Here is a 23,633-nt window from a genome sequence, read left to right on the forward strand (position 1 = left end):
CATCCCGAAGCGAGGAACCCATCCGGAAACCGGGGAGGAGAGAAAACTACTTCGTCGAGGGTGTCGAAGTCGGCTCGGACGCGGGAGTCGCCTCCGCCGCGCGCTCGCGCTTCTGCTTGCGCTGCACGACCACACCCGCGACGATCGAGATCCCCGCGATGATGAAGCTCGTCGTGACCTCGATGAGGCGCGTCTCGCCCGCGAAGAACATGTAGATGAGCAGCGCTGACAGGGCGACGATGACCACCCAGGTGAGCCACGGGAAGCCCCACATGCGGATGGCGCCCTTCGTGTTCGCGTTCGGGTCCTCGCCGGCGGCGACGGCGTCTTCCGCGAGGATGCGGCGCGAGCGCAGCTGGGAGACGGCGATGACGATCCACACGAAGATCGCGACGGCGCCGGTCGAGTTGACGAGGAACGAGAACACGTACTCGGGGGTCGTGTAGTTGAGCACGACCGAGAGGAGGCCGACGACGGCGGATGCGAGGATCGCGACGTACGGGGTGCCGCGCTTCGAGACCTTCCGGAACGCCTTCGGCGCCTCACCGCGGCGCGACAGGGAGAAGGCCATGCGGGACGCGGTGTAGAGCGACGCGTTGAGGGTGGAGAGCAGCGCGGAGAGCACGATGATGTCCATCGCGAGGGCTGCCCAGCCGATGCCGGCGGCGTTCAGCATCGTGACGAACGGGCTCACGCCTGCCGTGATCTGGTCCCAGGGCAGCACGATGAGGACCACGAGGATCGAGCCGATGTAGAAGAGCAGGATGCGCCACACGACCGAGTTCACGGCCTTGCGCACCGCCTGGGCGGGCTGCTCGGACTCGCCGGCCGCGATGGTCGCGACCTCGGCGCCGAACATCGAGAAGATGACGGGGAGGAGCGCGGCGAGGATGCCGGCGACGCCGAACGGGGCGAAGCCGCCGTCCGCAGGCGCGAGGTTGCCGAACGTGGCCGTGTTGTTGGGGATGACGTGCGCGATGAGGAGGGCGCCGACGATGATGAAGATGATGATCGAGACGATCTTGATCGACGCGAACCAGAACTCGAACTCGCCGAACGACTTCACGCTGATGAGGTTCGCGATGAGGAACACGAGCGTGATGATGAGCGCCGGGATCCATTGGGGAACCTCGGGCAGCCAGCCGCTGATGATGACGGCGGCGGCGGTGGCTTCGATGCCGACGACGACCACCCAGAACCACCAGTACAGCCAGCCGATGGAGAGGCCGGCCCATGGCCCGATGAAGCGCGTGGCGTAGGCGGAGAACGAGCCGGTCTCGGGCGAGATGGAGGCCATCTCGCCGAGCATCCGCATGACGAGCACGACGACGACCCCGGCGAGGGCGTAGGCGAGGATGACGGCGGGGCCTGCCGCGAGGATCGCGGTGCTCGAGGCGACGAGCAGGCCAGCGCCGATGACGCCGCCGAGGGCGATCATCGACAGGTGGCGTGGCTTCAGCGTGTTGGCGAGGGCCTCGCCCTGCTCGACGGCCGGGCCGCGGCGCGACTGGTGGCCGCGCTCGCTCAGGTCGCGGCCCTTCTCGGTGAAGACGGCCTCGGTGTGGGGTGCGGCGGCACCCTCTGGAATCTGGCCGTCAGCGCTTGGGGACGTCATGGATCACGTTTCTCCTGGTGAAGGGAACCCCGGGCGTCGCGCGTTCGCTGAAGAGTCAGCACGTGAGGGAGGAACGCGCTGGGCGCCTCGAGGTCGGTACCGAGCAAGGGTAGGGGGCGCCGCGGGTCCCGTTCACCTTGTGTTCATAAGTGACACGGGACTGATGCGCTCAGCTTGCGGGGGAATCTCCTGGGACGGTGTCCGGGTCGCTCGGTTCGACGCTGCCGCGCGCATCCCGCTCGGCTGTCGTCTCGGTTACGGCCGCGCTGCCGATGTCGACCGTGAACCAGCGGATCGTGACGCCGCAGATCGGGCCGATGAGCAGCGCGAACGCGACAGTGCCGATGCCGACGTCGCCGCCCAGCATCCAGCCGATCGCCAGCACCACCACTTCGAGGCTCGTGCGCACGATCCAGATGCGCCAGCCCGTGACGCGGTGCAGGCCCGTCATGAGGCCGTCGCGCGGGCCCGGCCCGAAGAGCGCGCCGATGTAGAGGCCCGTCGCGAGGCCCAGCGTCAGGATGCCCCCGGCCAGCAGGAGGATGCGCCACCAGAGATCGAGGCCCTCTGGGATGAGCCAGAGCCCCAGGTCGGCGCAGGGCCCGACGAAGAGCGCGTTGAAGAGCGTGCCGAACCCCGGCCGCTGACGGAGGGGGATCCAGATGAGGAGCACGACGACGCTGATGAGCACCGTGATGAGCCCGAACGGCAGCCCCGACTGCACCTGGATGCCGAGCGTCAGCACGTCCCAGGGGGAGACGCCGAGCTCGCCCCGCACGATCATGGCGATGGCGAGGCCGTAGAGGACGATGCCGATGACGAGCTGCGTGGCGCGACGGGGCAGGCGGACGATGGAGCGCATCCGCTCATCTAAGCCCCTCGCGCGCGGGGGCATCGCGGTCCACTCGGGAACAGTGGATGGGTGCGGCCGCCCCCGCGTTACTCGCGGCTGGCGAAGCGGTTCTAGCTGACGGAGCGCACCGTCGAGCGGATCTCCTCGGCGGACGCGAGGAACTTCTCGAGCTCGCTCGGTGACATCGGGGTGTCGAGGATGCGCTCGACGCCGTTGGCGCCCACGATCACGGGCGTCGAGATGGCGACGTCGTCGATGCCCCACTGCCCCTGCAGGAGCGTGGAGACGGGCATGATGGCGTGCTCGTCGTTGACGATGGCCTCAGCGATGCGGGCCCCGGAGAGGCCGATCGCGTAGTTCGTGGCGCCCTTGCCCTCGATGACCTTGTAGGCGGCCGTGCGCACGTCGTTGGTGATGCTCTCGAGGGTCTCCTCGGTGAAGGGGCGCTCGCCGTCGCGCTCCCAGTCGAGGATGGGGATTGGGCCGATCGTGGCCTGCGACCACAGCGCGAACTCGCTGTCGCCGTGCTCGCCGACGATGGTGGCGTGCACGCTCGTCGGCGCGAGACCGCCCGCGAGCTTCGCGATGATCCAGCGCAGGCGGGAGGTGTCGAGCACCGTTCCGGAGGAGATGACGCGGCCGGGCGGCAGGCCGGAGATGCGCTGGGCGACGACCGTGAGCACGTCGCACGGGTTGGTGACGAGCACGAACACGGCGTTGGGGGCCAGCTCCACGAGCTGCGGCATGAGCGACTCGAGGATGCCGACGTTCACGCCGACCAGGTCGAGGCGGGTCTGCCCTGGCTTCTGCTTGGCGCCCGCCGTGATGATGACGACGTCGGCGCCCGCGACGGTCGTGATGTCGCTGGAGCCGGTCATGACGCTCGAACCCGTGAACTGGGTGCCGTGCGCGAGGTCGAGCACCTCCGCTTCGACCTTCTTCGTGTCGATGTCGTAGAGAGTGATCTCTCGGGCGACGCCACGGATGAGGCACGCGTACGCCAGCGAGGTGCCGACGCTGCCAGCCCCCACGATCGCGACTTTCGACTGCTTCTGCACGGGCATGGTGCTTCCTTTCGGGAAGATCAGCAACCCTCTGATCGTATGGGCGCTGGCCTGATCGCTGCGGCGTGTCGCGGCGCGGCTCGGGTTGCGCTGAAGGTGCGCTGGTTACGCTCGTTCGCATGCGCATCCCGTCGGAATCAAGTGAAGAATCACAGCACGACGGCGCGACTCCTCCAGCGAGCGGATCGGCCGGCGGCGCCGGCTCGACGGCTGGGGGCGCCGCTGGTGGCCGCGGTGGCACCGATCGGCGCGCGCGCGGACTCGAGGAGGTCGACGCGAGGCGAGTGCAGCGCGCTGACTTCGTGAAGCAGGTGCTCGCGAAGCGCGACGGCGGTGCGGATGTCGGCGATGCGACGGTCGACGGCTCTGGCGACGACTCGGCTGCTGACGACGCTGTTGCCGACGAAGCCGCTGCTGACGACGCTGTTCTCGACGGCTCTGCAGGCGACAGCGATGGCTCGATCGATGACGCTTCCGTCACTGATGCTGCAAACACTGGCGCTTCGGCTGCTGGCATGTCCGCAGATGCGAACGCGGGCGACGTCGAGACGCCGGCGGGCAGTGAGACGCCCCGCGAACCCTCGAACGAGACCGTCGCCGTCGACGACTCGATCGTGAGCGCGCTCCGAGCCGAGGGGCGAACGGCGACGGGAAACCGAGACGCCGGACGGGTCGCCGCCCCGCGTCCAGATCAGACCGTCGCCGTCGACGACTCCATCGTCGCGGCGCTCCGGGCGGAAGGCCGCACGGCGACCGGGGACCGCGACGCCGGGCCCGCCGGTCCTGATCGCGACGGGGACGGCGCATCCGCTCCGCAAGTGACGGCCTCCGGCGCACAATCCGGCCAGACGACGCCCCGAACTCCCGCCGATACGGCCCCGCCGACCGCCGCGATGCCGGTCGTGACACAGCTGCGGGACGTCCCCGTCTCCGAAGCGCTCCCGGCGGCGCTCGCCCTGCTCCGCGGCTGGCGCGAGCAGGTGGCCGACGCCGACGCGAAGCGGGCCGCCGCGGTCGAGGCCGCCTCGAGCTCCCGCGCGAAGCGTCGCGCCGACACGACCTCCGAGCTCGACCGTGTGCTCAGCGGGCCGGACGGCGAGGTGTTCCTCCGCTCCCTCATCGACGAGGTCATCCGCCCGGACGACGCGATCGCGGCCGGCAACGGCCTCGGCGACCTCGCCCCCAAGCTCCCCGCGAGCCTCTCGACCGGCACGAAGCGCGTGTTCCAGCTGGGCGCCTTCGCCGGCCCGGGAGTGCCGTGGCTCGCGGTGCCCCTCATGCGCCGGGCGACGGCAGCGTTCTTCGGGGAGGACACCGTCAGGAACGCGCCAGCCGACATCTCGGCCGCAGTCGAACGGGCCGCGTCCCGAGGGGCCGTCCCCCGCATCCGCCTGCTCGGCGACGAGGTCCTCGGTGAGCGCGCCTCCAACGCGCGGCTCGAGACCTACACGCAGCTGCTCGCCGCCGGCCAGATCCGCGAGGTCGAGCTGCGCGTCGTCGACATCGAAGCGCAGCCAGCCCTCTGGGACTTCGACGGAACGCTCGAGCGCGTCGTCTTCAAGCTCTCCGCACTCGGCCGGGCGGCCCTCACCGCGCAGACGCCGCCACTGCTCATGCTGCGAGCTCAGTCGTCGACCGACCTCGAGCTGACCGTGCAGGCCTTCATGCGTACCTTCGAGCAGGACGAGCTGCGCGGCCTCCACGTCGGCATCTCGCTGCCAGCCCAGTTCCCTGAGACGACCGGCCTGCTCCGCCGCATCGGCGGATGGGCGCACATGCGCCGCGAGGACCTCGGCTCCGACATCACGGTCGCGATCACCCGCGACGCGAACCACGAGCTCGAGCGCGCCGACGCCGTCATCAACGGCTGGCGCCTCGCGACCTACGCGTCCGACGCCGACGTCGACGCCAACTTCGCGCGCCTCCTCGACGAGGCGCTCGCGATCGACCACGTCGCCGCGTTCCGGGTCGAGGTCGAGGCGGATGCGCGCCGAGACGTGGCACTCGCCGCCGCCATCGCGAACGCGCGAGGACTGCCGAAACCGGTCAGGGTCGTCGTTCCTCGCTCGGCAGACGACGCGACCCTCGCGCGCATCCGCTCGACCGGCGTCGAACTCATCGAACGCACCCCCGTCGTCGACGGAACCACGCAGCGCCACGCGGCCAGCTACCTGCAGCATCGGGTCGATGTGCGGGCCAGGCAGCTCGGCGCGGAACCGGCCGACGCGGCATCCGTGACGGCCGCCGTCACGCCAGGCGTGGGCGCCGACGTCGTGCATCCCGACGACGAACGACTCCTCAGCGCCACCGCCCGCATGCGGCAGATCGACTCGGGCCCGAACCGCGAGCAGGACCGCGTGCTCGCCGACGACGCCGCCACCGTGACCGCGAGCATCCAGCTCGAGCTCTTCCCCGACGGCCTCTTCGAGGACGAGGAGCCCGCTGCAGAACGGCCGGCGCGCGTGAAGAAGCTGAAGCCGGCCTCGAAGCCCATCATCGACGACGAAGAAGAGGTCACCGAGAACCCGGCGGACACCGGACCGAGCCCACGCCTCACCGAAGTCGTGCTCGGGCTGAAGCGCGGCCGCCTGCTGCGCAACACGTTCCGCAACGCGCCAGGCACCGATCCGTCGCTCGCCAGCAACCGCGACTGGCTCCTCTCCATCCAGCGTCGAGTGCCTCGCAGCGAACTCGGCATCGACGAGGTCGAGCGGCACCTGCTGCACGAACCAGACGACGTGGACGCGCTGCTGTCGCGCGCCGAGCGCGCAGCCGAACCCTGGGCGCAGAAGCCGGGTTGGGAGCGGGCGGCCGTGCTCGAGAAGGTGGCGAAGGCGCTCGAAGCGAACCGGGCGCGCCTCATCGAGGTGGCCGTCTCCGAGACGGGGACCCCACTCCCCGACGTCGATGCCGACGTGAGCCGCTGCATCGACCTCGCCAACTACTACGCGCACCTCGCCCGCCAGCTCGACCGCATGCAGGGCGCCGACTTCGAACCCGTCGCCGTGACCGTCGTCACTCCATCCTGGGTGCCCGCCGTCGCCGGCAGCGCGGGGCACACGGCGCAGGCGCTCGCGGCCGGCAGCGCCGTCGTCCTGAAGCCCTCGCCCCGAACGCGCCGCACGGCGGCCGTCTTCGCCGAGGTGCTGTGGGATGCGGACATCCCGCGCGACCTCGTGCAGCTCGCGATCTGCGACGAGAGCCTCCTCTCGGACGAGCAGCTCGGACAGATGCTCATCACCGACGACCGCGTGCAGCGGGTGCTGCTCAGCGGCAACTGGGAGACGGCGCGATCGTTCCTGCGGTGGCGACCCGACCTGCCGCTCATCGCCGCGACGAGCGGCAAGAACTCCATGATCATCACGCCGAGCGCTGATCTCGACCGGGCCGCCCTCGATGTCGCCCGCAGCGCGTTCCTCAGCGCGGGGCAGCGCCCCGGTCACGCCGGCACGGTCATCCTCGTCGGCTCCGTGGCACGCTCGAAGCGCTTCCACGAGCAGCTCGCCGACGCCGTCGCATCACTGCGCATCGGCTACCCGAGCGACCCGGGCGCCGTCGTCGGCCCGCTCGTGTCCCCGCCCGACTCGCAGCTGCGTTTCGCGCTCACCTCCCTCGGCGAGGGCGAATCGTGGCTCGTCGAGCCGCGCCAGCTCGACGACACCGGTCGCCTCTGGTCGCCCGGCATCCGCGTCGGCGTCAAGCCGGGCAGCTATCAGCACGTCACCGAGTTCTTCGGCCCAGTGCTGAGCGTCATGCACACGCACACCCTCGACGAGGCCATCCGCCTGCAGAACTCGACCCAGTACGGGCTGACAGCTGGCATCCACTCGCTCGACCGCACCGAGATCGCCGAATGGCTGCGGCGCGTCGAGGCCGGCAACCTCTACGTGAACCGAGACATCCTCGGCAACACGCCTCAGCGGCAGCCGTTCGGCGGCTGGCTCCGCTCCATGGTCGGAACCGCCACGAAGTTCGGGGGCCCCAACTCGCTGCTCTCCCTCGGCGCGTGGCGCCCGAACCATGGCGAGCAGTCCCAGACCCTCCACCTGCGCGGCATCGACGAGCAGGCGACGGCGCTCATCGAGTCGGCGGCACCCTTCATGGACTACGAGACCTTCGACCGCCTCCGCCGTGCATCCCTCAGCGACCAGATCGCCTGGAACGAGGAGTTCGGCGAGGTCTCCGACGTCTCCAACCTGAAGTTCGAGCGCAACCTCATGCGGTACATCCCGGCGCGCGCGACGATCCGCGCGGCCGAGGACGCAACCCTCGCCGACCTGATCCGCGTCATCGTCGCCGCCCGCATCGTGCGTTCGAAACCGCTCGTCACGTCAGGCGTCGAGGTGCCGGATGCGGTGCTCGCCGAGCTGCACGCGCAGGGCCTGACCGTGCAGAGGGAGACCGACGCCGAGTTCGCCGAGCGCGCCCGCAGCGGCGGCATCGAGACGTTGCGCGTGCGCCTCATCGGCGGCAAGCGGCGTGAGTTCTGCGACGCCCTCCAGGGCGACCCGGATATCTCCATCTGGTCAGACGAGGTCACGCCCGCCGGTCGCATCGAGGCGCTCCCGTTCCTGCGCGAGCAGGCGATCTCCATCACCGCGCACCGGAACGGGCACCCCGATCCGCGCATGCAGCAGCTCTTCCCGTACGAGCAGACCATCGACCCGGACGCGCCCATCACGCAGGGGCCTATCAAGTCCCGCGGGTAGTGCGCTCGGGATTCCCGGGAGCGCTGTCCAACATCAGTGCGATTTCGAGCCGAAATTGCGGTTGGAAGGTTTCAGCCGAGGATTCTGCACTGATGTTGGTCAGGTGTTGGGCGGACGGCGCAGAAGCCGCGCCGAGGCAGCGCTTCGCGTGATGAGGGCACGCCGGCTGTGGCGTGCAGAGCATGTGCGCGCACCGACCAGGCGGACTTCTTCCGAGGCTGATGGGTTTCTACCCATCACCGGTCAGAGAAACCCAGCACGCCTATCCGCAGAACCCATCACCGTCGGAGAAACCCCGCACGTGGCGGCACGGCGTGGGGGAGGGCTGCTGCGGCCTCGGCCATCAGGGGACTGAGCGGTCGGATGCGGGTGTCCTCGGTGCTCCGAGGCCGGTCGCCTACGATCGAGCGCATGACTGTCGACGCCGCCGGAACCCCCGACTCCCCGCGAACGCCTGACCTCGCGCGAGCCTTGGAGGCCCTGTCCCGCGAGCTGCCTGGCAGGGTGGTCACCGACCCGGAGGCTCTTGAGCCGCTGCGCGTCGATCGCTCCGGTGTGGTCGCCGCCGGCGTTCCGCTCGCGCTGGTCGAGGCGGAGTCGGTCGAGGATGTGCAGGCCGCGTGCCGCGTCGCGAGCGAGTTCGGCGTCCCCATCGTCACGCGCGGAGCCGGCACTGGCCTCGCGGGAGGCGGCGCGGGCGGCGAGGGCGAGATCGTGCTGTCGACGCTGCGCATGAACCGGGTCCTCGAGATCTCCCCGGCGAACCAGCTCGCGGTCGTGCAACCGGGAATCCTGAACGGCGCCCTCAACGAGCAGCTCGAGGGGCACGGCTTCTGGTGGGCGCCCGACCCGGCCTCCAAGCACATCTCGACGGTGGGTGGCAACATCGCGACGAACGCCGGTGGCCTGCTGTGCGCGAAGTACGGGGTGACGCGCGAGGCGGTGCTCGGGCTCAAGGTCGTGCTCATCGACGGCTCGGTCATCGAGGTCGGCCACCGCACGGTCAAGGGGGTCACGGGTCTCGACCTGTGCGCGCTCATGGTCGGCTCGGAGGGCACGCTCGGCGTGATCGTCGAGTGCACGCTCAAGCTGCGTCCGCTCGTGGCCGGGGTCGTGCCGACCATCGGCGCGTACTTCACGGATGTGCGGCGTGCGGCCCGTGCATCCGCCGCCGTAACCGCGTCTGGCATCCAGCCGGCGATCATGGAGCTCATGGACAAGGGCGTGCTGGCCGCCGTCTCCGCGTACACGGGCGTCGACCTCGCCTCGCACGGCGACTCGTATCTGCTGATCCAGACCGACGGCGCGAACGCGGTCGCCGAGGCCGAGGGCATCGTCGAGGTGCTGCGCGCGAACGGCGGCACGGTCGAGATGACCACCGACCCGCAGTCGGCGCTGACGCTCGTGGATGTGCGGCGGCAGGCGTACGCCGCGAAGGAGGCGCTCGGGAACGTGCTGGTCGAGGACGTCTCCGTGCCCCGCGACCGGCTGCCGGACATGTTCGCGAAGATCGACGAGGTCGCGGCGCGCACCGGCACCACGATCGTCACGGTCGCGCACGCCGGAGACGGCAACCTGCATCCGACGTTCATCTACGACCGCGCGGAGACGGTCGTGCCGCGGGCGGTGTGGGATGCCGCCGACGAGCTCTTCACGTACGCCATCTCGATCGGCGGCACGCTCACGGGCGAGCACGGCGTGGGCCTGCTCAAGCGCCAATGGCTGGGTGAGGAGCTCGGCGAGCGTCAGTACGAGCTGCAGCGCGGCATCAAGCGCCTCTTCGACCCGCAGGGGCTTCTCAACCCGGGCAAGGTCTTCGCCGAGTAGGTCCCGCCGTCCCGCCGTCCCGCCGTCGCGCCGTCGCGCCGCGTGAGATCGCGGCTTGGCAGCCCGCGCGGTCTGGTTTCGGGATGGGTTCAGGGCTTCCGGATGGGTTGCAACCCATCCGCAATCGCTGAACCCATCCCGAGACCCTGCGTCGGGTCCTGCCCGACCAGCTTCCGTGATGGCTGCCGCAGCGGCGCCTCCTTGCGCGATCTCGACAGGATCGGTCACGCGAGTCGGACGCGCTCAACCCGAAACCTCCCAATTGACGGGAAATTTTGCGGGACCTCGGGCGTGCCGTTCAGGAGGATCGTCCGCGAAACAAGGGCGTCACATTCCGTCCACTAGTCTCGGGACATGGGTGACCTCTTCGACGGCTACAGCCAGGCTCTGACCAGGCAATCCCAAGCGGCGCTGTCGCCGCCATTCGACGAGATGTTCATGGGGGAGGCGCCTGAGGGCGAGCTGGATCCGCGGCGCACGTACCGAGATCTCTACGACGTCCTCTCGGGGATGACGCAGGAGCAGATCCGCCACCGCTCCGATTCGCTTGCCGACTCGTACCTCGCGCAGGGCGTCACGTTCGACTTCGCCGGCGAGGAGCGTCCGTTCCCGCTCGACGTGGTCCCGCGCGTCATCGAGCGCGCCGAGTGGCAGAAGACGGAAGCGGGCATCAAGCAGCGCGTGCGCGCGCTCGAGGCGTTCCTCGACGACGTGTACGGCGACCAGCGGGCGATCGCCGACGGCGTGATCCCGGCGAGCCTCATCGCCTCCTCGGTGCACTACCACCGGGTCGCGAAGGGCATCCGCACGGCGAACGGGGTGCGCATCCACGTCTCCGGCATCGACCTGATCCGGGATGAGCATGGCGAGATGCGCGTGCTGGAAGACAACGTTCGCGTGCCGTCCGGCGTCTCCTATGTCATCTCCAACCGCCGCGCCATGGCGCAGACACTGCCGGAGCTCTTCTCCCGCATGCGCGTCCGCCCGGTCGGCGACTACCCGAACCGTCTGCTCGGCGCGCTGCGTGCATCCGCGCCGGACGGCATCGAGGACCCGACGGTGGTCGTCCTCACGCCAGGCGTCTACAACTCGGCGTACTTCGAGCACACCCTGCTCGCGCGCCTCATGGGCGTCGAGCTCGTCGAGGGCCGCGACCTGTTCTGCTCCGGCGGTCGGGTGTGGATGCGCACGACGGCTGGCCCCCAGCGCGTGGACGTCATCTACCGCCGCGTCGACGACGACTACCTCGACCCGCTGCAGTTCCGCCGCGACTCGATGCTCGGCTCGCCCGGCCTCATGATGGCGGCGCGTCTCGGCAACGTGACGATCGCGAACGCGGTCGGCAACGGCGTCGCCGACGACAAGCTCGTCTACACGTACATGCCCGACCTCATCCGCTACTACCTGTCGGAAGAGGCGATCCTGCCGAACGTCGACACGTGGCGCCTCGAGGAGCCGGACGCGCTCGAGGAGGTGCTCGACCGCCTCGACGAGCTCGTCGTGAAGCCGGTCGACGGCTCCGGCGGCAAGGGCCTCATGATCGGCCCGAACGCCAGCAAGCAGGAGCTGGACGAGATGCGGGTGCGGCTGCTCGCCGACCCGCGCGGCTGGATCGCGCAGCCGGTCGTGCAGCTGTCGACGATCCCGACGCTCGTGGACGACGGGATGCGGCCGCGTCACGCCGACCTGCGTCCGTTCGCCATCAACGACGGCCACGACGTGTGGGTGCTGCCTGGCGGCCTCACGCGCGTCGCGCTGCCCGAGGGCCAGCTCGTCGTGAACTCGAGCCAGGGCGGCGGGTCGAAGGACACGTGGGTGGTCGGTGCCGAGCGCAGCTTCTCCAAGCCTGTGCCGCACGGCGTCGAGGAACTGCTCGACGACCAGGCCGACGTGTCGGAGACGCCGCACCCCGTGACGGGTGTGCTGCGCATCATCCCGCACCGTCAGGACCACATGCCGCAGGATGCCCCGAAGCGCAGCGACCAGCAGCAGACGCAGCAGCAGACGCAGGGTCGGGCCTCGCAGGCCCAGTCGCATTCGCACGCTCAGTCAGAGCAGATCCAGCAACAGCAGCAGGCGCGCACGGAAGCGCCGGCTGCGGCTGGAGCAGCCGACACGAACCAGAAGGGAACGGACGCATGCTGAGCCGTATCGCCGAGTCGCTCTTCTGGATCGGCCGCTATGTCGAGCGGGCCGACGGCACCGCCCGCATCCTGGACGTGCACCTGCAGCTGCTGCTCGAAGACCCGTGGGTCGACGAGGCGACGGCCTGCCGCTCGCTCCTGAGCGTCATGGGCGCTGCGGATGTGCAGCCGGACGCCGAGCTGACCCGCTCGGACGTGCTGAACCTCATGGCCGTCGACCGCTCGCAGCCCGCTTCGATCGCCTACTCGGTGAACGCGGCCCGCGAGAACGCCCGCCGCGCTCGCGAGATCGTGTCGACGGAGCTGTGGGAGTGCCTCAACGCCACCTACTCGCGCATGCCGTTCAGTGTGCGCCAGGAGAAGGTGCACGACCTGTTCGCGTGGGTTCGCGAGCGCTCGGCGCTCGCGGTCGGTGTCGTCAACTCGGCGGCGAGCCGCGACGACGCGTACCAGTTCATGATGCTCGGCCGCTCGCTCGAGCGCGCCGACATGACGGCACGTCTCCTCGCGACGCGCTCGCTCACCGAGGCGTCTGGCGCATCCTGGACGACGATCCTCCGCTCGTGCGGCGCGTACGAGTCGTACCTGCGCACGTACCACGGCATGCCGTCCGCGGCGAACGCGGCGGAGTTCCTGCTCCTCGACCGGCTCTTCCCGCGGTCGATCCAGTACTCGGTGTCGACGGCGCTCTCCTGCCTCTACGACATCCAGCCCCGCCACGAGCGCGGCGGCCGCGTGGGAGTCACCGACCAGGCGCAGCGCCTGCTCGGCCAGATCTCCTCAGACCTCGAGTACCGGCCCATCCACGACACCCTCGCCGACCTGCCCCGCTACATGGATGGCGTGCAGGATGCGGTGTCCCGGGCTTCCGAGGCCATCCGCCAGCGCTACTTCCCGTCGATCACAGCCCCGAGCTGGGTGGGAGACAACTCATGAGCCGTATCCGCATCCGCCACTCCACGGGTTTCCGGTACGAGGGCGACGTCACGACCTCGTACAACGAGGCCCGCATGCTGCCGATGGCCAACAACGGCCAGTTCGTGCTGTTCGGGCACCTCGATGTCACGCCGCACTCGTCGACGCACAACTACTCCGACTACTGGGGTACGAAGGTGACGGCGTTCGAGGTGCTGAACCCGCACTCCGAGCTGTCGCTGACGGCGTCGAGCCTCGTGGAGGTGCGGCAGCGTCCCGAGGCCGGGCAGCTGTCGCTGAGCTGGGATGAGCTGGCCCGTGAGCGGCTCCGCAGCGTGGAGCTCGTCGAGCAGACGGCGCAGACGCGCCTCACGATGCCGCCGGAGGATGTGAAGGCGCTCGCGGCCGAGGTGAAGGGCGCGAACACCGGACCGGCATCCACGGCGATGGAGATCCTGCACCTCGTCTACGAGGCGGTCGCCTACGAGGGCGGCGTGACGGGCGTCCGCACGACGGCCGCCGAGGCGTGGGAGCACAAGCGCGGCGTCTGCCAGGACATCTCGCATATCGCGCTCGGAGCGCTTCGAGCAGCCGGCATTCCCGCGATCTACGTGTCGGGCTACCTGCACCCTCGCCCGAACGCGGAGATCGGTGAGACCGTGAGCGGCGAGTCGCACGCGTGGATCGAGTACTGGGACGGTGAGTGGCGCGGCTGGGATCCGACGAACGACATTCCGATCGGCGAGCGCCACGTGCTCGTCGGCCGGGGCCGCGACTACAACGACGTGCCTCCGCTGCGCGGTGTGTACGCGGGACCGTTCTCCTCGCAGCTGTTCGTGAAGGTCGACATCACGCGGGAGGCCTAGTCATGCCGGGCTCGGGCACCGGCCCGCAGGGCGGATCTGCCGGCGGTTCGCACGGCGGCTCGCAGGGTCGTGCGGATGCGCGCGGTCCGGCTGCCCCGAAGCCCGACCGGACCGGTGCGCCGACGACGTTCGTGGTCCCGACCGGCCACGGCGTGGACGTGCACGTCTACGAATGGGCGTGCGCATCGCCGCGCGGTGTGGTCCACCTTTCGCACGGCTCGGGTGAGCACGCGAAGCGCTACGACGCGTATGCGCGCGACCTGGTGGCTGCGAGTTACGCGGTCGTCGCGCACGACCAGCTCGGGCACGGGCAGACGGGCCTCGGCTCTCTTGGGCTCTCAGTGCTGCCGGCGACCGAGAATCGGGCGGCGCTCGAGGCGCTCGAGGACATCTCCGCCTGGGTTCGGGACCGCTACCCGCAGCTCCCGCTGATCCTGCAGGGGCACTCGTGGGGCTCGTTGCTCGCGCAGCAGCTCCTGGTGCGCGATTCGGCGTTCTTCTCGGCGTGCATCCTGACCGGCACCGCCCTCGCGTTGCCCGGCTTCACGAACCCGGGCAACCTCAACAAGCGGTTCGAGCCCGACGAGACCGGACTCATGTGGCTGAGCCGCAACCCGGAGGCGCGGCGCGCGTTCGCGTACGACGAGCTGTGCTTCGACATCGCGAAGACGCCCGTGTGGTCGACGCGGGGCGCGTTGCAGCTCATCCATGTGCCACCCCGCGCCGCCTCAGGGACGCTCGACGACGTGCCGGTGCTGATCATGGCCGGCTCGGAGGACTCGGTCGGCTACGGCGAGCGCGGGCCTCGTGCCCTCGCGCGGCTGTATCGGAAGCGCTCGAAGCTCAGCGACGTGACCCTCAAGATCTACCCGGAGGCGCGGCACGAGCTGCTCAACGAGCTGAACCGCGACGAGGTCATCGCGGACATCGTCGCGTGGCTGGATACGCGCATCCCGCTGCCCGCCTGACTTCGCGCCCGCCCCGCCGCCGCCGAACGGGGCGTTTCCGGCCCGTCCTCGGGGTCTCGATGGGGGAAATCGACCCATTCGGAGTCGGCGCGGGCAAGGTGGAGGACGGATGCTCGCGGATGGGGTGCGAGCGGATGGCGCGGACGCGGAGAGCAGGTGCGAGCGGAGCGCCGTAGAGTGCTTCCATGCACGGTGAGTACAAGGTTCCTGGCGGGAAGCTCGTCACGGTCGACCTCGAGGTGGAGGGCGGTCGGATCGTCGATGCGCACCTCGCGGGCGATTTCTTCCTCGAGCCGGACGAGGCTCTGGATGACATCAACGGCGCGCTGAACGGGTTGCCTGCGGACGCGAGCGCAGAGGAGATCACGGCCGCGGTGCGCGATGGTCTTCGGGAGGATGCGCAGCTGCTCGGCGTCACGCCTGAGGCCGTCGGCGTGGTCGTTCGTCGGGCCGTGCTCGGCGCCCGCGACTGGCGCGCGTACGACTGGCAGATCCTGCATCCGGGGCCCCTGACGCCTCGCGAGCATGTCGCTCTCGACCAGGTGCTGACCGAGGAGGTCGGCGCGGGCCGACGCCCCGCGACGCTGCGCCTGTGGGAGTGGGACGAGACGGCCGTCGTGCTCGGCTCGTTCCAGTCGGTGAAGAACGAGGTCGACCAGGAGAACCTCGACAAGTACGGGGTGCAGCTCGTGCGGCGCATCACGGGTGGCGGCGCGATGTTCATGGAGGCCGGCTCGGTGGTGACGTACTCGCTGTACGTGCCAAGCGACCTCGTGCACGGGATGTCGTTCGCGGAGTCGTACGCGTTCCTCGACTCGTGGGTGCTGGATGCGCTGCACGGCCTCGGCATCAACGCCAGGTACGAGCCGCTCAATGACATCGCGAGCCCGTCTGGCAAGATCGGCGGGGCCGCGCAGAAGCGCCTCGGCTCCGGCGCGGTGCTGCACCACGCGACGCTCAGCTACGACATCGACGGCGACCGTATGACGGAGGTGCTGCGCATCGGCCGCGAGAAGCTGAGCGACAAGGGCACGCAGTCCGCGAACAAGCGCGTGAGCCCCCTGCGGTCGCAGACGGGGATGGAGCGCTCGGCGATCATCGACCACTTCAAGGCGACGTTCGTGGAGCACTACGGCGGGACGCCAGGCGAGGTGACGGACGAGGAGATGGCGAGGGCCAGCGAGCTGGCGCAGTCGAAGTTCGCGTCGCGGGAATGGACGCACCGGGTTCCGTAGGCAGCGGATGCGCGTGGCCGGGGGGACACAGCAAGAGGGGAGAAGTACCCATCGCGTGACGCGGGATGCGTGGTTACGCTGGCGATTCATCCGAGAACTCTCCGGAGGATTCCCGTGCCTCACATTCGTCGTCGTGCCCTCGTCTCCCAGGAGGCGGCTTCGTGACCGCGTTCATCGACCCGCTCTCCGACGAGCGCGGCTCTGATGGCGCGGGCGGCGGGTACACCGTCTACTGGGCTTCCGCCGAGCGCGTCACGCTCAGCCGTCCCCTGCAGCGGTTCCTCATCGACGCGCAGTTCTCGCGCCTTCGACCGATCCTGGTCACGACAGATCAGGCGCACGTCTCAAGTTTCGTTGCGGATGCGTTCCAGGCGGCAGGCGGGTACTGGGCCGTGTCGCACGGCGGCGCGATGTTCGACGCGTTCCGGGGAACGCGCATCCGCAGCTTCGGCGACTTCTGGGCGCCGAGGTCCGATACGGTGTCCGAGGCGCATCCCACGCTGTCGCGCCTGCGCGAGCACACGACGCGGTCGTTCGTCTTCGATGTGTACGTGCGCGACCGCGCCGATGACCGCACCCTCATCGGCGGCACGGCCGACCTCCTCGTAGCGGGCCTGGGCGGGGGCGCCCTCGAGCGCTGGGGTCTCGTCGAGCCGCTCGCACAGCGCTGGTCGCACGCCGCCGTCACCGAGTCGATGCGCCGGCAGATGCCCGTCACCGAACGCCACTTCGCGGCGGGCGGCGACGGTTCGGCCGTCAGCCTCGCGGTCTCGCGGACGAAGTCGGGGATCCTCGAGCACGTGCGCGGTACCGTCCCCGTCCGTGACGCCGAGCTCGCGGCGCTGGCTCGCGATCCCCGCGGGTCTCTCGCCGCGCACCCGCGCGTGATCGACACCCTGCGCGAGCTCGCCGAGACGAGCCGCGTCAACGTCGCCCTGCTCTCGTGCGGCGAGGTCGAAGAGCGCCAGGGCTCGTTCGGTCGCCTGCCTGGGGTGCGCCGCCCAGAGCAGCCGCTCGCCGTGCTCCTCGGTGCACGCGCGGTGCGCGACCTCGCGATCGACGTGGACGCGCTCGCGGAGCAGCACGACGTCACCACCGTCGGACTCCGCCGTGCCCCGGCCCTCATCGTCCGGCTCACGGGCGACGACCAGCTCTGGTATCAGCTGCGCGCGTTCGCGACGGACCTCGACCAGGAGCGTCTCGCATCCGCCCTCGCCGTGGAGTTCGCCACGGGTGACGCGAACGTCGGGAGGAGCTGACCGTGCCCATCGAACTGGTCCTGCTGAGCGAGGTCGCACCCAGCGACGAGGCCATCGCGCGCGCCATCGCCGAAACCCACCCCGAGGGGCAGCTCGTCTCCTTCGAGGACGGCGTCGTGCGCCACGCCGTCGACGCGGCGGGAGCGTCCCTGCTGACGGTGTTCGAGAGCCAGCCGATCGCCGACCCCACGAGCGCGGTCGCCGCCATCGCGCATCCACCCGCAGCGTTCGGGTTGTGGACAGACATGACCGTGCCGAGGAGCGAGCCCCGACGCGGGCGAGCCCTGGCCGAGCAGATCGCCGCCGCTGTCGGCGGAACCGTGACAGAGAGGGTGTGACGTGTCGGATTGGAAGATCGACCCCACCGGGGTGCAGACGGTGCTCACGAGCGTGCAGACCACGCAGGGCGAGCTCGCGACCGTCATCACGGAAGCGGGCATGAACGGCGTCATGGCGGGCGTCGCGTGGGGTGGCGGCATCACGGCCGGCGTCTCCGAGGCCCTCGCCGGCCTGCTCACCGAGCAGCAGTCGAACGTCACGGCCGTCGGCAACACCGTCAACGCGAGCGTCACGGGCGTCGCCAACGCCGTCTACGCCTACAACAACGGGCAGGAGCAGATGGCCCTCGAGTTCCAGGGCGCCATCGCGGACGGCTCCGACGGCGACTTCAGCTTCTTCGAGCAGCACGGCTACCGGGGGGACGCATGACCATCGAAGTCTGCACGGGAGACGGTCTCATCGACCCGTCGGCGTTCGTCCTGAAGAGCGCCGATCTGGACACGTCGCTGATCGAGGGATCGGCCACGGCCCTGCAGGGCATGGGGTCTGGTCTCGTCGAGAAGGTGTCGACGATCAGCACGACGTGGTCTGGCATCGGCGCCTCCTACCAGGCACCCGAGCAGGAGTCCGTCTATGCAGCGATCACGCCCGCGACGAACGCGGCGGCGGATGTGGAGACCAGCTTCTCCAGCGCAGCCGGCTACCTGAACACCTACGCCGAGGCGCTGGAAGCGGTGAAACCGACGCTCAAGGACCTCGAGGACCGCGCGGCGGCGTTCCGTCAGGAGGCGCTGGCCGGCTACAACGTGACGGTGTGGGATGCGCACGGCCTGTCGATGGAGTGGATGACCACTTCTTTCAGCGATATGGACAAGAAGTCCGAGCACATCCCTTGGGGTGAGCACGGCCCGGCGAAGGAGAAGAACACAGAGCTGCTCGCCGAGTACGCGGCGATCGTCGAGACCGTCTCGCAGGCCGCGACGACGTGCGCGGCTGGCCTCGAGACGCTCAGCACGGCGCACTACGTGACCGAGGACGAGGCCATCACCGCCGAGGCGATCATGGCGTCGACGGAGCTGCCGTGGGGCTACCCGTCGGAAGAGGACCGCAACTGCTCGGAGTCGGTCGCGCACGGGGCCGGCAACTTCTGGCACGGCACGTGGACGGGAGCGGCGTCGCTCATCGGCCGCGACCCCGTCTCCGGCGACTGGGGCTGGGACAATGCGGGGGCCGCGTGGGGCGGGCTCGGCAACTTCGCCCTGTCGACGGCCGTCGTGCTGTCCCCGACGACGTGGGCCGTGAAGCTCGTCGCACCGGGCTCCGAGGCTGACCAGTGGTTCGACGACCGCGTCAACGTCGCCGCGACCGGCTGGGGCAGCCTCATCGGCTACGACCACCAGGCTGCGCTCGCCGGTGAGAACGGCTTCCACGCGTGGGAGGAGGACGCGGTGGCGACGGGCACCGAGACGCTCGCGAACATCGGCACCTTCTTCATCCCAGGCGCGAACGTCGCGAAGGGCGTCTCGACGGCCGGCAAGGTCGGCTCGATCGTGACGCGTGTCGGCGGGGCCGCCGCTGACTTCGCGATTCCCGGCGGCTCGCTCGCGGTCGGCCTCGCGACCAAGGGCATCAAGTTCTCGCCGGACGGCCTGAAGATCACGCCGTACGTGGGCGCGACCGGGGTCGTGGATGCGCTCTCGCCGTCTGGCGGGGTGCCTCCCGTCTCGAACGTGTTCGGGTTGGATGCGCCGGGCGCTGTTCCCGGCGGGCCGAAGGGCGGAACGCCGGAACTGCCGACGGAGACCGGTACACCCGGAACCGGGCAGACGCAGCCTGGCGCAGGGGGACAGGGCCAGCCTGGGGGACAGGGCCAGCCGGGTGGACAGGGCCAGCCGGGTGGACAGGGCCAGCCGGGGCCGTCGTCCGCAGGTGCGACGCCCGGCGCAGATGGCCCAGGAGGTTCCTCGACGTCGCCGACCGGTGTCCCCGAAATCCGGGAGCCGGGTTCGGCCCCCGAAGGTGCTGGCGGCCAGGAGCCTTCAGGAGGTGATCGGTCGCCGGACGCGACGGGTAAGCCCGCATCCACCGGCGGCGTGGAAGACCCGTCGAGCATCGATCCGAAGGGCGTGACGAAAGGGACCAACGACACGGTCCCCGTGCTCTCCGAGGACTACCACGGTGCGGTCGCGGATCGCGTCGAGGCGGTCGCGGCCCACCAGGAGGCCGTCGGGGCGCAGCAGTCGGTCATCGAGAAGCTCGGGGAGCAGGGTGTCGATGTGGATCCCAAGGGGCTGACGAAGGGGAAGATCGACAGCACCATCGACGCGCTCCTCGAAGAGGCCGAACTCGACACTTCGCTGACGGACGCGCAGTTCGAAGCTCGCGTCGATGCCCTCGAAGAGCTGAGGGACACGTCCTGGGATGAGCGCGATACCGCGGTCACACAAGTGGAGAAGTCGGAGGCGATGGGCGATCAGGCTGCGCTTGATGTCATCGCCTCGCAAGACGCGACGGTCGTCGTCGACGGGTCTGGGGGAGGGAAGGGCACCTTCGACCAGGTTGGGCTCACGCACGACGGCAGTACTCTCATCGTCACCGAGGCCAAAGGTGGCACCGCCACGCTCAGCAAGGACGGGCGTGTGCTGCCAGACGGGACTCGCGCGCCGCAGGGCTCGACCCACTATTTCAACGATGTCTTCCAGAACGATCCGAATCTGGCTGCGTATCTGCGGGACAACCCCCACATCGCGCAGGGACTCGCGGACGGCTCCGTGACCGTCTCCTATCAGCTGGTGAAGGCGACCCCCACGGGAATGGTTAAGATCAACGAGCTGGTATTGAACCCGAATGAGCTCGACCTCGGGCTTGGGAAGGAGACGACGCAATGACGACGCAGAACATCGCGGACCGAGGCAGCGTTGCCCGCCTGAGTGAGGTGCTGACGGGGCTCAGCTGGCCGGTCTCGAAGCAAGAGCTGGGTGGGGTAGCCGCGGAGCTGGGATGGTCGGAAGCTCGGTCGACGAGCCGCAGCGCTCGCTACCGGACCGGATACATCGAGTCGCCCGAACGCGTCTCGAACGCCTCAGCGTCCGTCAAGGACGAGTCGGTCACCGAGATCCAGGTGAAGCTCAGCGGCGCGGACGCCAGTGGTGCAGTCGATGTCGCAGGTGCCCGGAGCCAACTCGGCGCGGAGCTCGCGGAGATCCTCGGTGAGGGATCCGCACGCCATGGCAGCGACGTCGCATGGGACCTCGACAACGGCGGGCGCCTGTGGCTGAAGTCGCTCGACACGAGCGTGGCGCTCATCGCGCTCCAGCCGGCCTACGCTGAAATTGAGCGCCGCGAGGAACGGTCGGGCATCAGCCCGGACCGGGTGCCGGGCGAGGCCATCTGATCCCGGGCACGGCACCGTTCGAGGCCACCGCAGTCGACGACGAGCGGTCGGTGGCGCCGACGAGCACAGCGTCGTCGGCGCACGGTTCCCGCTGTTGAAAGCGGATCCTTCGACGAGGATCGAAGTGACGATCTCGGCAGAGTACGGTGCGAATGGTCGAGTTCCTGATTCGGGAGTGGGAGTACTCGATCGACGGCGGCCTTCGGCGCGCTCGGGCGTCAGTTGCACGCGCTGCTTGCCCCGGGGGACGTCGATGTGCGCGTCGACGCCTCGGTGCTGGCGCCGGTCGCGCTTCTCCAGGTTCGGACTGATCCCGTGGTCCGACGAAGCGGCGGCGAGCATCCAGTGCCGGATGCCCGCCGCCGCTTCGTCGTTGCGTTGAGGTGCTGCCTAGCTCGGGATCGACGCGCGTGCCGCGGACAGAGCGCGGCGGGCCACGTCGTCGTTCTCGACCAGCGAGTTGCGGATGGCGGCGATGACGTCGCGAACCTGCTGGCCTGCTGAGTTCCACTGCTGCTCGAGGTGCGCGTACTCCTCCGAGACGCCGTCGGCCTGGTAGTCGGCCATGGCCGACTTGACGTCGGCATCGCGGCGGTCGAGCGCCGACTCGAGGCGGGCGGCGACCTGCTCGAAGTTCGCCTGCGTCGCCTCGGACGAGCCGATGTTGTAGTCGTTGCGATCCATCTGGTTCGTGAACATGCGTGTTCTCCTCGTTCTCGTCGCGTCGGTGTCTGAGCGCTAGGCCTGCGGGCGGATGCGCGTCAGGAAGGACTCGGAGCTGAAGTCGGTCGATCCGGCCGCGGCCTCGTGCGTCGCGGCTCCGTCGTCGGCGGCGGCGACGAAGGCCTTGTTCTGGCCGCTGATGGAGGTGACGATGCCGACGAGCGCCGAGTTGAGGGCGTTCGAGATCTCGTCGGTCTTCGACTTGAAGTTGTTGAAGCTGGCCTTCGCGGGACCGTTGAAGGTCGAGGAGAGCGGCTCGGCGGCGTCGAAGAGCTGCTTCACGAGCTCGCCGAGGTCGTCCGATTCGGTCTGCGACTTGTTGCCGAGCGTGACCAGGGTCTGGTCTTCCATTGCGAACTTCATGGCATCCTCTCCAGCACCGCGATCGGCGCGCGTTCTTATCCGGAGACGCCAGTCCAGCACGGGATGCCCGCCGTCGTCCAACTTTTTACCGGGGAGTTCTCCCCTCCCGGCGTCAGGTTTGGCCGACTAGCCTTGCGACTCGTGTGGAAAACGGCCGAGCTCCCAGCGGCGACCGCCCAGCTCGCCTGGTCGATCGCGCTCGACGTGGCGCTCGCGCTCGTGGTGGTTGCCGGCTTCTCGCTGCTTGCCGCGGGCCACAGCCTCGCGTTGGCGGTGCTCGTCGGGGGGTTCGTGGCGCTCGTCCTGTTCGCGGTCTGGTGGTGGATGCGCGCTGCGCTCGGCGCGAGCGCGGGGCACGCGCTGCTGGGGCTCCGGACCGTCGCCCGTTCGACGGGCATGCCCGCACATCCGTTCTCGGGCGCACGCGCCACGCTGAACGTGCGGAAGGGGAGTGACCCCCTGCGGCTGGTGCCAGCCGTGATCGAGCTCGCCCCGCCCACTCGCGTGCCCCAGCGGTTCTCGAGTCCAGACCTCGAACTGCACTTCGATGACGGGTCACGTCACGTCGTCCGCGGCGTGATCGTCGTCGGCCGCGCCCCGCAGGTCTCGTCGAGGAGCCAGCGGCCGGTCGCCGTGCCGGACTTCTCGCGCAGCCTCGCCCCGACGCACGTGCGCCTCGAGCCGAACTTCGAGGGCGTGCTCGTCACCGATCTCGGCAGTGTCGCCGGCACGTGGGCGTTCGCGGGCGGCGACCCGCAGCGCTTGCAGGCGGAGACCGCCGTCACCGTGCCCTTCGGAACGGTGCTTGCCCTCGGTTCGAGGCGCGTGCGCCTCGGCCGGCCCGGCGCGACAGGAACGGGGGTGGCCGCGTGAGTGAGACGGACCGCACGCTCATCGACACGACGCGAGCGCACCGCGAGCGGATGCTCGGCGCGCTCGCGCATGGACCGCAGGCGACGAGACGCACCGTCAACACCAACGTGGGTCGTCTGCTCGGCTCGGTGATCCTGGGCGCCGTCATCTGCTGCGCTTGCCTCGGCACGAGCTTCGTCGTGAACCTGCTCGAGGACCGCAAGCAGCAGGAGGCGATCTCCGCGTTCCAGGCGGCGGCCGCAGCGAATCCCGTGCAGCCGGGTGGCACGGTCGTGAAGGACGAGGCGACCGGCTTCCTGCTCGACCAGGCGACGGGCCAGTACACCGACCCGCGTACGGGGTTCGTCGTCGACCCGGCCACCGGCTACGCGACGGACCCGGCCGGCAAGCTCATCGACACGAGGATCGGCTGGTACATCGACCCGGCTACGGGGTACTACACCAACCCGACGAGCGGCATCACGATAGACCCGCAGACGCTGACGGTGGTCGAGTGAGCAGCGCCAGCCCTGGCATCCGGCGAGCGAACCGCGACGCCCGGCGACA

General features: G+C 69.7%; 19 protein-coding genes. 14 read left to right on the forward strand and 5 right to left on the reverse strand.

The window, feature by feature from the left end; genetic code table 11:
* Nucleotides 1-46 precede the first annotated feature (46 nt).
* The 3 genes from C5C17_RS17105 to C5C17_RS17115 form a co-directional block, all read right to left on the reverse strand.
* Entirely contained in the window at nucleotides 47-1,615 is a 1,569-nt protein-coding gene (locus C5C17_RS17105; RefSeq protein WP_104254562.1) for an amino acid permease, read from the reverse strand.
* Between the two features lie 169 nt (nucleotides 1,616-1,784).
* Complete coding sequence (locus C5C17_RS17110) at nucleotides 1,785-2,477, reverse strand: YitT family protein (protein WP_219820527.1); 693 nt, start codon at nucleotides 2,475-2,477, stop codon at nucleotides 1,785-1,787.
* A 101-nt stretch (nucleotides 2,478-2,578) separates the two neighbouring features.
* Nucleotides 2,579-3,532 (reverse strand): L-lactate dehydrogenase, encoded by a 954-nt coding sequence (locus C5C17_RS17115; RefSeq protein WP_104254563.1) that lies wholly within the window; start codon nucleotides 3,530-3,532, stop codon nucleotides 2,579-2,581.
* A 119-nt stretch (nucleotides 3,533-3,651) separates the two neighbouring features.
* On the opposite strand from C5C17_RS17115, the gene C5C17_RS17120 reads away from it, so the two are divergent.
* From C5C17_RS17120 to C5C17_RS17175, 12 genes are all read left to right on the forward strand, one after another.
* Entirely contained in the window at nucleotides 3,652-8,241 is a 4,590-nt protein-coding gene (locus C5C17_RS17120) for a proline dehydrogenase family protein (protein WP_104254564.1), read from the forward strand.
* Between the two features lie 411 nt (nucleotides 8,242-8,652).
* Nucleotides 8,653-10,068, forward strand: a complete 1,416-nt coding sequence (locus C5C17_RS17125) for an FAD-binding oxidoreductase (protein ID WP_104254565.1) — start codon at nucleotides 8,653-8,655, stop codon at nucleotides 10,066-10,068.
* A 354-nt stretch (nucleotides 10,069-10,422) separates the two neighbouring features.
* A complete protein-coding gene (locus tag C5C17_RS17130) occupies nucleotides 10,423-12,213 on the forward strand; it encodes a circularly permuted type 2 ATP-grasp protein (RefSeq protein ID WP_104254566.1) in 1,791 nt (596 codons plus the stop codon).
* Nucleotides 12,207-13,148, forward strand: coding sequence for an alpha-E domain-containing protein (locus C5C17_RS17135; RefSeq protein ID WP_068478330.1), 942 nt, complete (start codon nucleotides 12,207-12,209; stop codon nucleotides 13,146-13,148). Before C5C17_RS17130 ends, C5C17_RS17135 begins: the two co-directional genes overlap by 7 nt.
* The gene (locus C5C17_RS17140) at nucleotides 13,145-13,993 is read left to right on the forward strand and encodes a transglutaminase family protein (RefSeq protein WP_104254567.1); all 849 of its coding nucleotides are present in this window, start codon (nucleotides 13,145-13,147) and stop codon (nucleotides 13,991-13,993) included. Before C5C17_RS17135 ends, C5C17_RS17140 begins: the two co-directional genes overlap by 4 nt.
* 2 nt (nucleotides 13,994-13,995) lie before the next feature.
* A complete protein-coding gene (locus C5C17_RS17145) occupies nucleotides 13,996-14,961 on the forward strand; it encodes an alpha/beta fold hydrolase (RefSeq protein WP_104254568.1) in 966 nt (321 codons plus the stop codon).
* A gap of 185 nt (nucleotides 14,962-15,146) precedes the next feature.
* Nucleotides 15,147-16,196 (forward strand): lipoate--protein ligase, encoded by a 1,050-nt coding sequence (locus C5C17_RS17150; RefSeq protein WP_104254569.1) that lies wholly within the window; start codon nucleotides 15,147-15,149, stop codon nucleotides 16,194-16,196.
* A 161-nt stretch (nucleotides 16,197-16,357) separates the two neighbouring features.
* A complete protein-coding gene (locus C5C17_RS17155) occupies nucleotides 16,358-17,455 on the forward strand; it encodes a DUF6177 family protein (protein WP_104254570.1) in 1,098 nt (365 codons plus the stop codon).
* Nucleotides 17,456-17,457: 2 nt separating this feature from the next.
* Nucleotides 17,458-17,793, forward strand: a complete 336-nt coding sequence (locus C5C17_RS17160; RefSeq protein WP_104254571.1) for a hypothetical protein — start codon at nucleotides 17,458-17,460, stop codon at nucleotides 17,791-17,793.
* Nucleotide 17,794: 1 nt separating this feature from the next.
* Nucleotides 17,795-18,163 carry a DUF6507 family protein gene (locus tag C5C17_RS17165; RefSeq protein ID WP_104254572.1) on the forward strand — a complete coding sequence of 123 codons (369 nt, stop codon included), beginning with the start codon at nucleotides 17,795-17,797 and terminating at the stop codon, nucleotides 18,161-18,163.
* The gene (locus C5C17_RS17170) at nucleotides 18,160-20,622 is read left to right on the forward strand and encodes a hypothetical protein (RefSeq protein ID WP_104254573.1); all 2,463 of its coding nucleotides are present in this window, start codon (nucleotides 18,160-18,162) and stop codon (nucleotides 20,620-20,622) included. The genes C5C17_RS17165 and C5C17_RS17170 overlap by 4 nt, the downstream gene beginning before the upstream one ends.
* Nucleotides 20,619-21,128 (forward strand): DUF6301 family protein, encoded by a 510-nt coding sequence (locus C5C17_RS17175; protein ID WP_104254574.1) that lies wholly within the window; start codon nucleotides 20,619-20,621, stop codon nucleotides 21,126-21,128. The genes C5C17_RS17170 and C5C17_RS17175 overlap by 4 nt, the downstream gene beginning before the upstream one ends.
* Nucleotides 21,129-21,518: 390 nt before the next feature.
* On the opposite strand, the gene C5C17_RS17180 is transcribed toward C5C17_RS17175, so the two are convergent.
* Both C5C17_RS17180 and C5C17_RS17185 read right to left on the reverse strand, forming a co-directional pair.
* Nucleotides 21,519-21,827 carry a hypothetical protein gene (locus C5C17_RS17180; protein ID WP_104254575.1) on the reverse strand — a complete coding sequence of 103 codons (309 nt, stop codon included), beginning with the start codon at nucleotides 21,825-21,827 and terminating at the stop codon, nucleotides 21,519-21,521.
* Between the two features lie 39 nt (nucleotides 21,828-21,866).
* Nucleotides 21,867-22,214: a hypothetical protein gene (locus C5C17_RS17185; protein WP_104254576.1), complete on the reverse strand. Its 348-nt coding sequence runs from the start codon at nucleotides 22,212-22,214 to the stop codon at nucleotides 21,867-21,869.
* 141 nt (nucleotides 22,215-22,355) lie between these two features.
* Between C5C17_RS17185 and C5C17_RS17190 the strand changes: the two genes are divergently transcribed.
* Together C5C17_RS17190 and C5C17_RS17195 are read left to right on the forward strand one after the other, a co-directional pair.
* Nucleotides 22,356-23,087 (forward strand): hypothetical protein, encoded by a 732-nt coding sequence (locus tag C5C17_RS17190; RefSeq protein ID WP_146079218.1) that lies wholly within the window; start codon nucleotides 22,356-22,358, stop codon nucleotides 23,085-23,087.
* Entirely contained in the window at nucleotides 23,084-23,584 is a 501-nt protein-coding gene (locus tag C5C17_RS17195; RefSeq protein ID WP_104254578.1) for an OCRE domain-containing protein, read from the forward strand. Before C5C17_RS17190 ends, C5C17_RS17195 begins: the two co-directional genes overlap by 4 nt.
* Nucleotides 23,585-23,633 lie beyond the last annotated feature (49 nt).

The organism is Pseudoclavibacter sp. RFBA6, from assembly GCF_002931575.1.
Taxonomy (GTDB): Bacteria; Actinomycetota; Actinomycetes; order Actinomycetales; family Microbacteriaceae; genus Pseudoclavibacter; species Pseudoclavibacter terrae.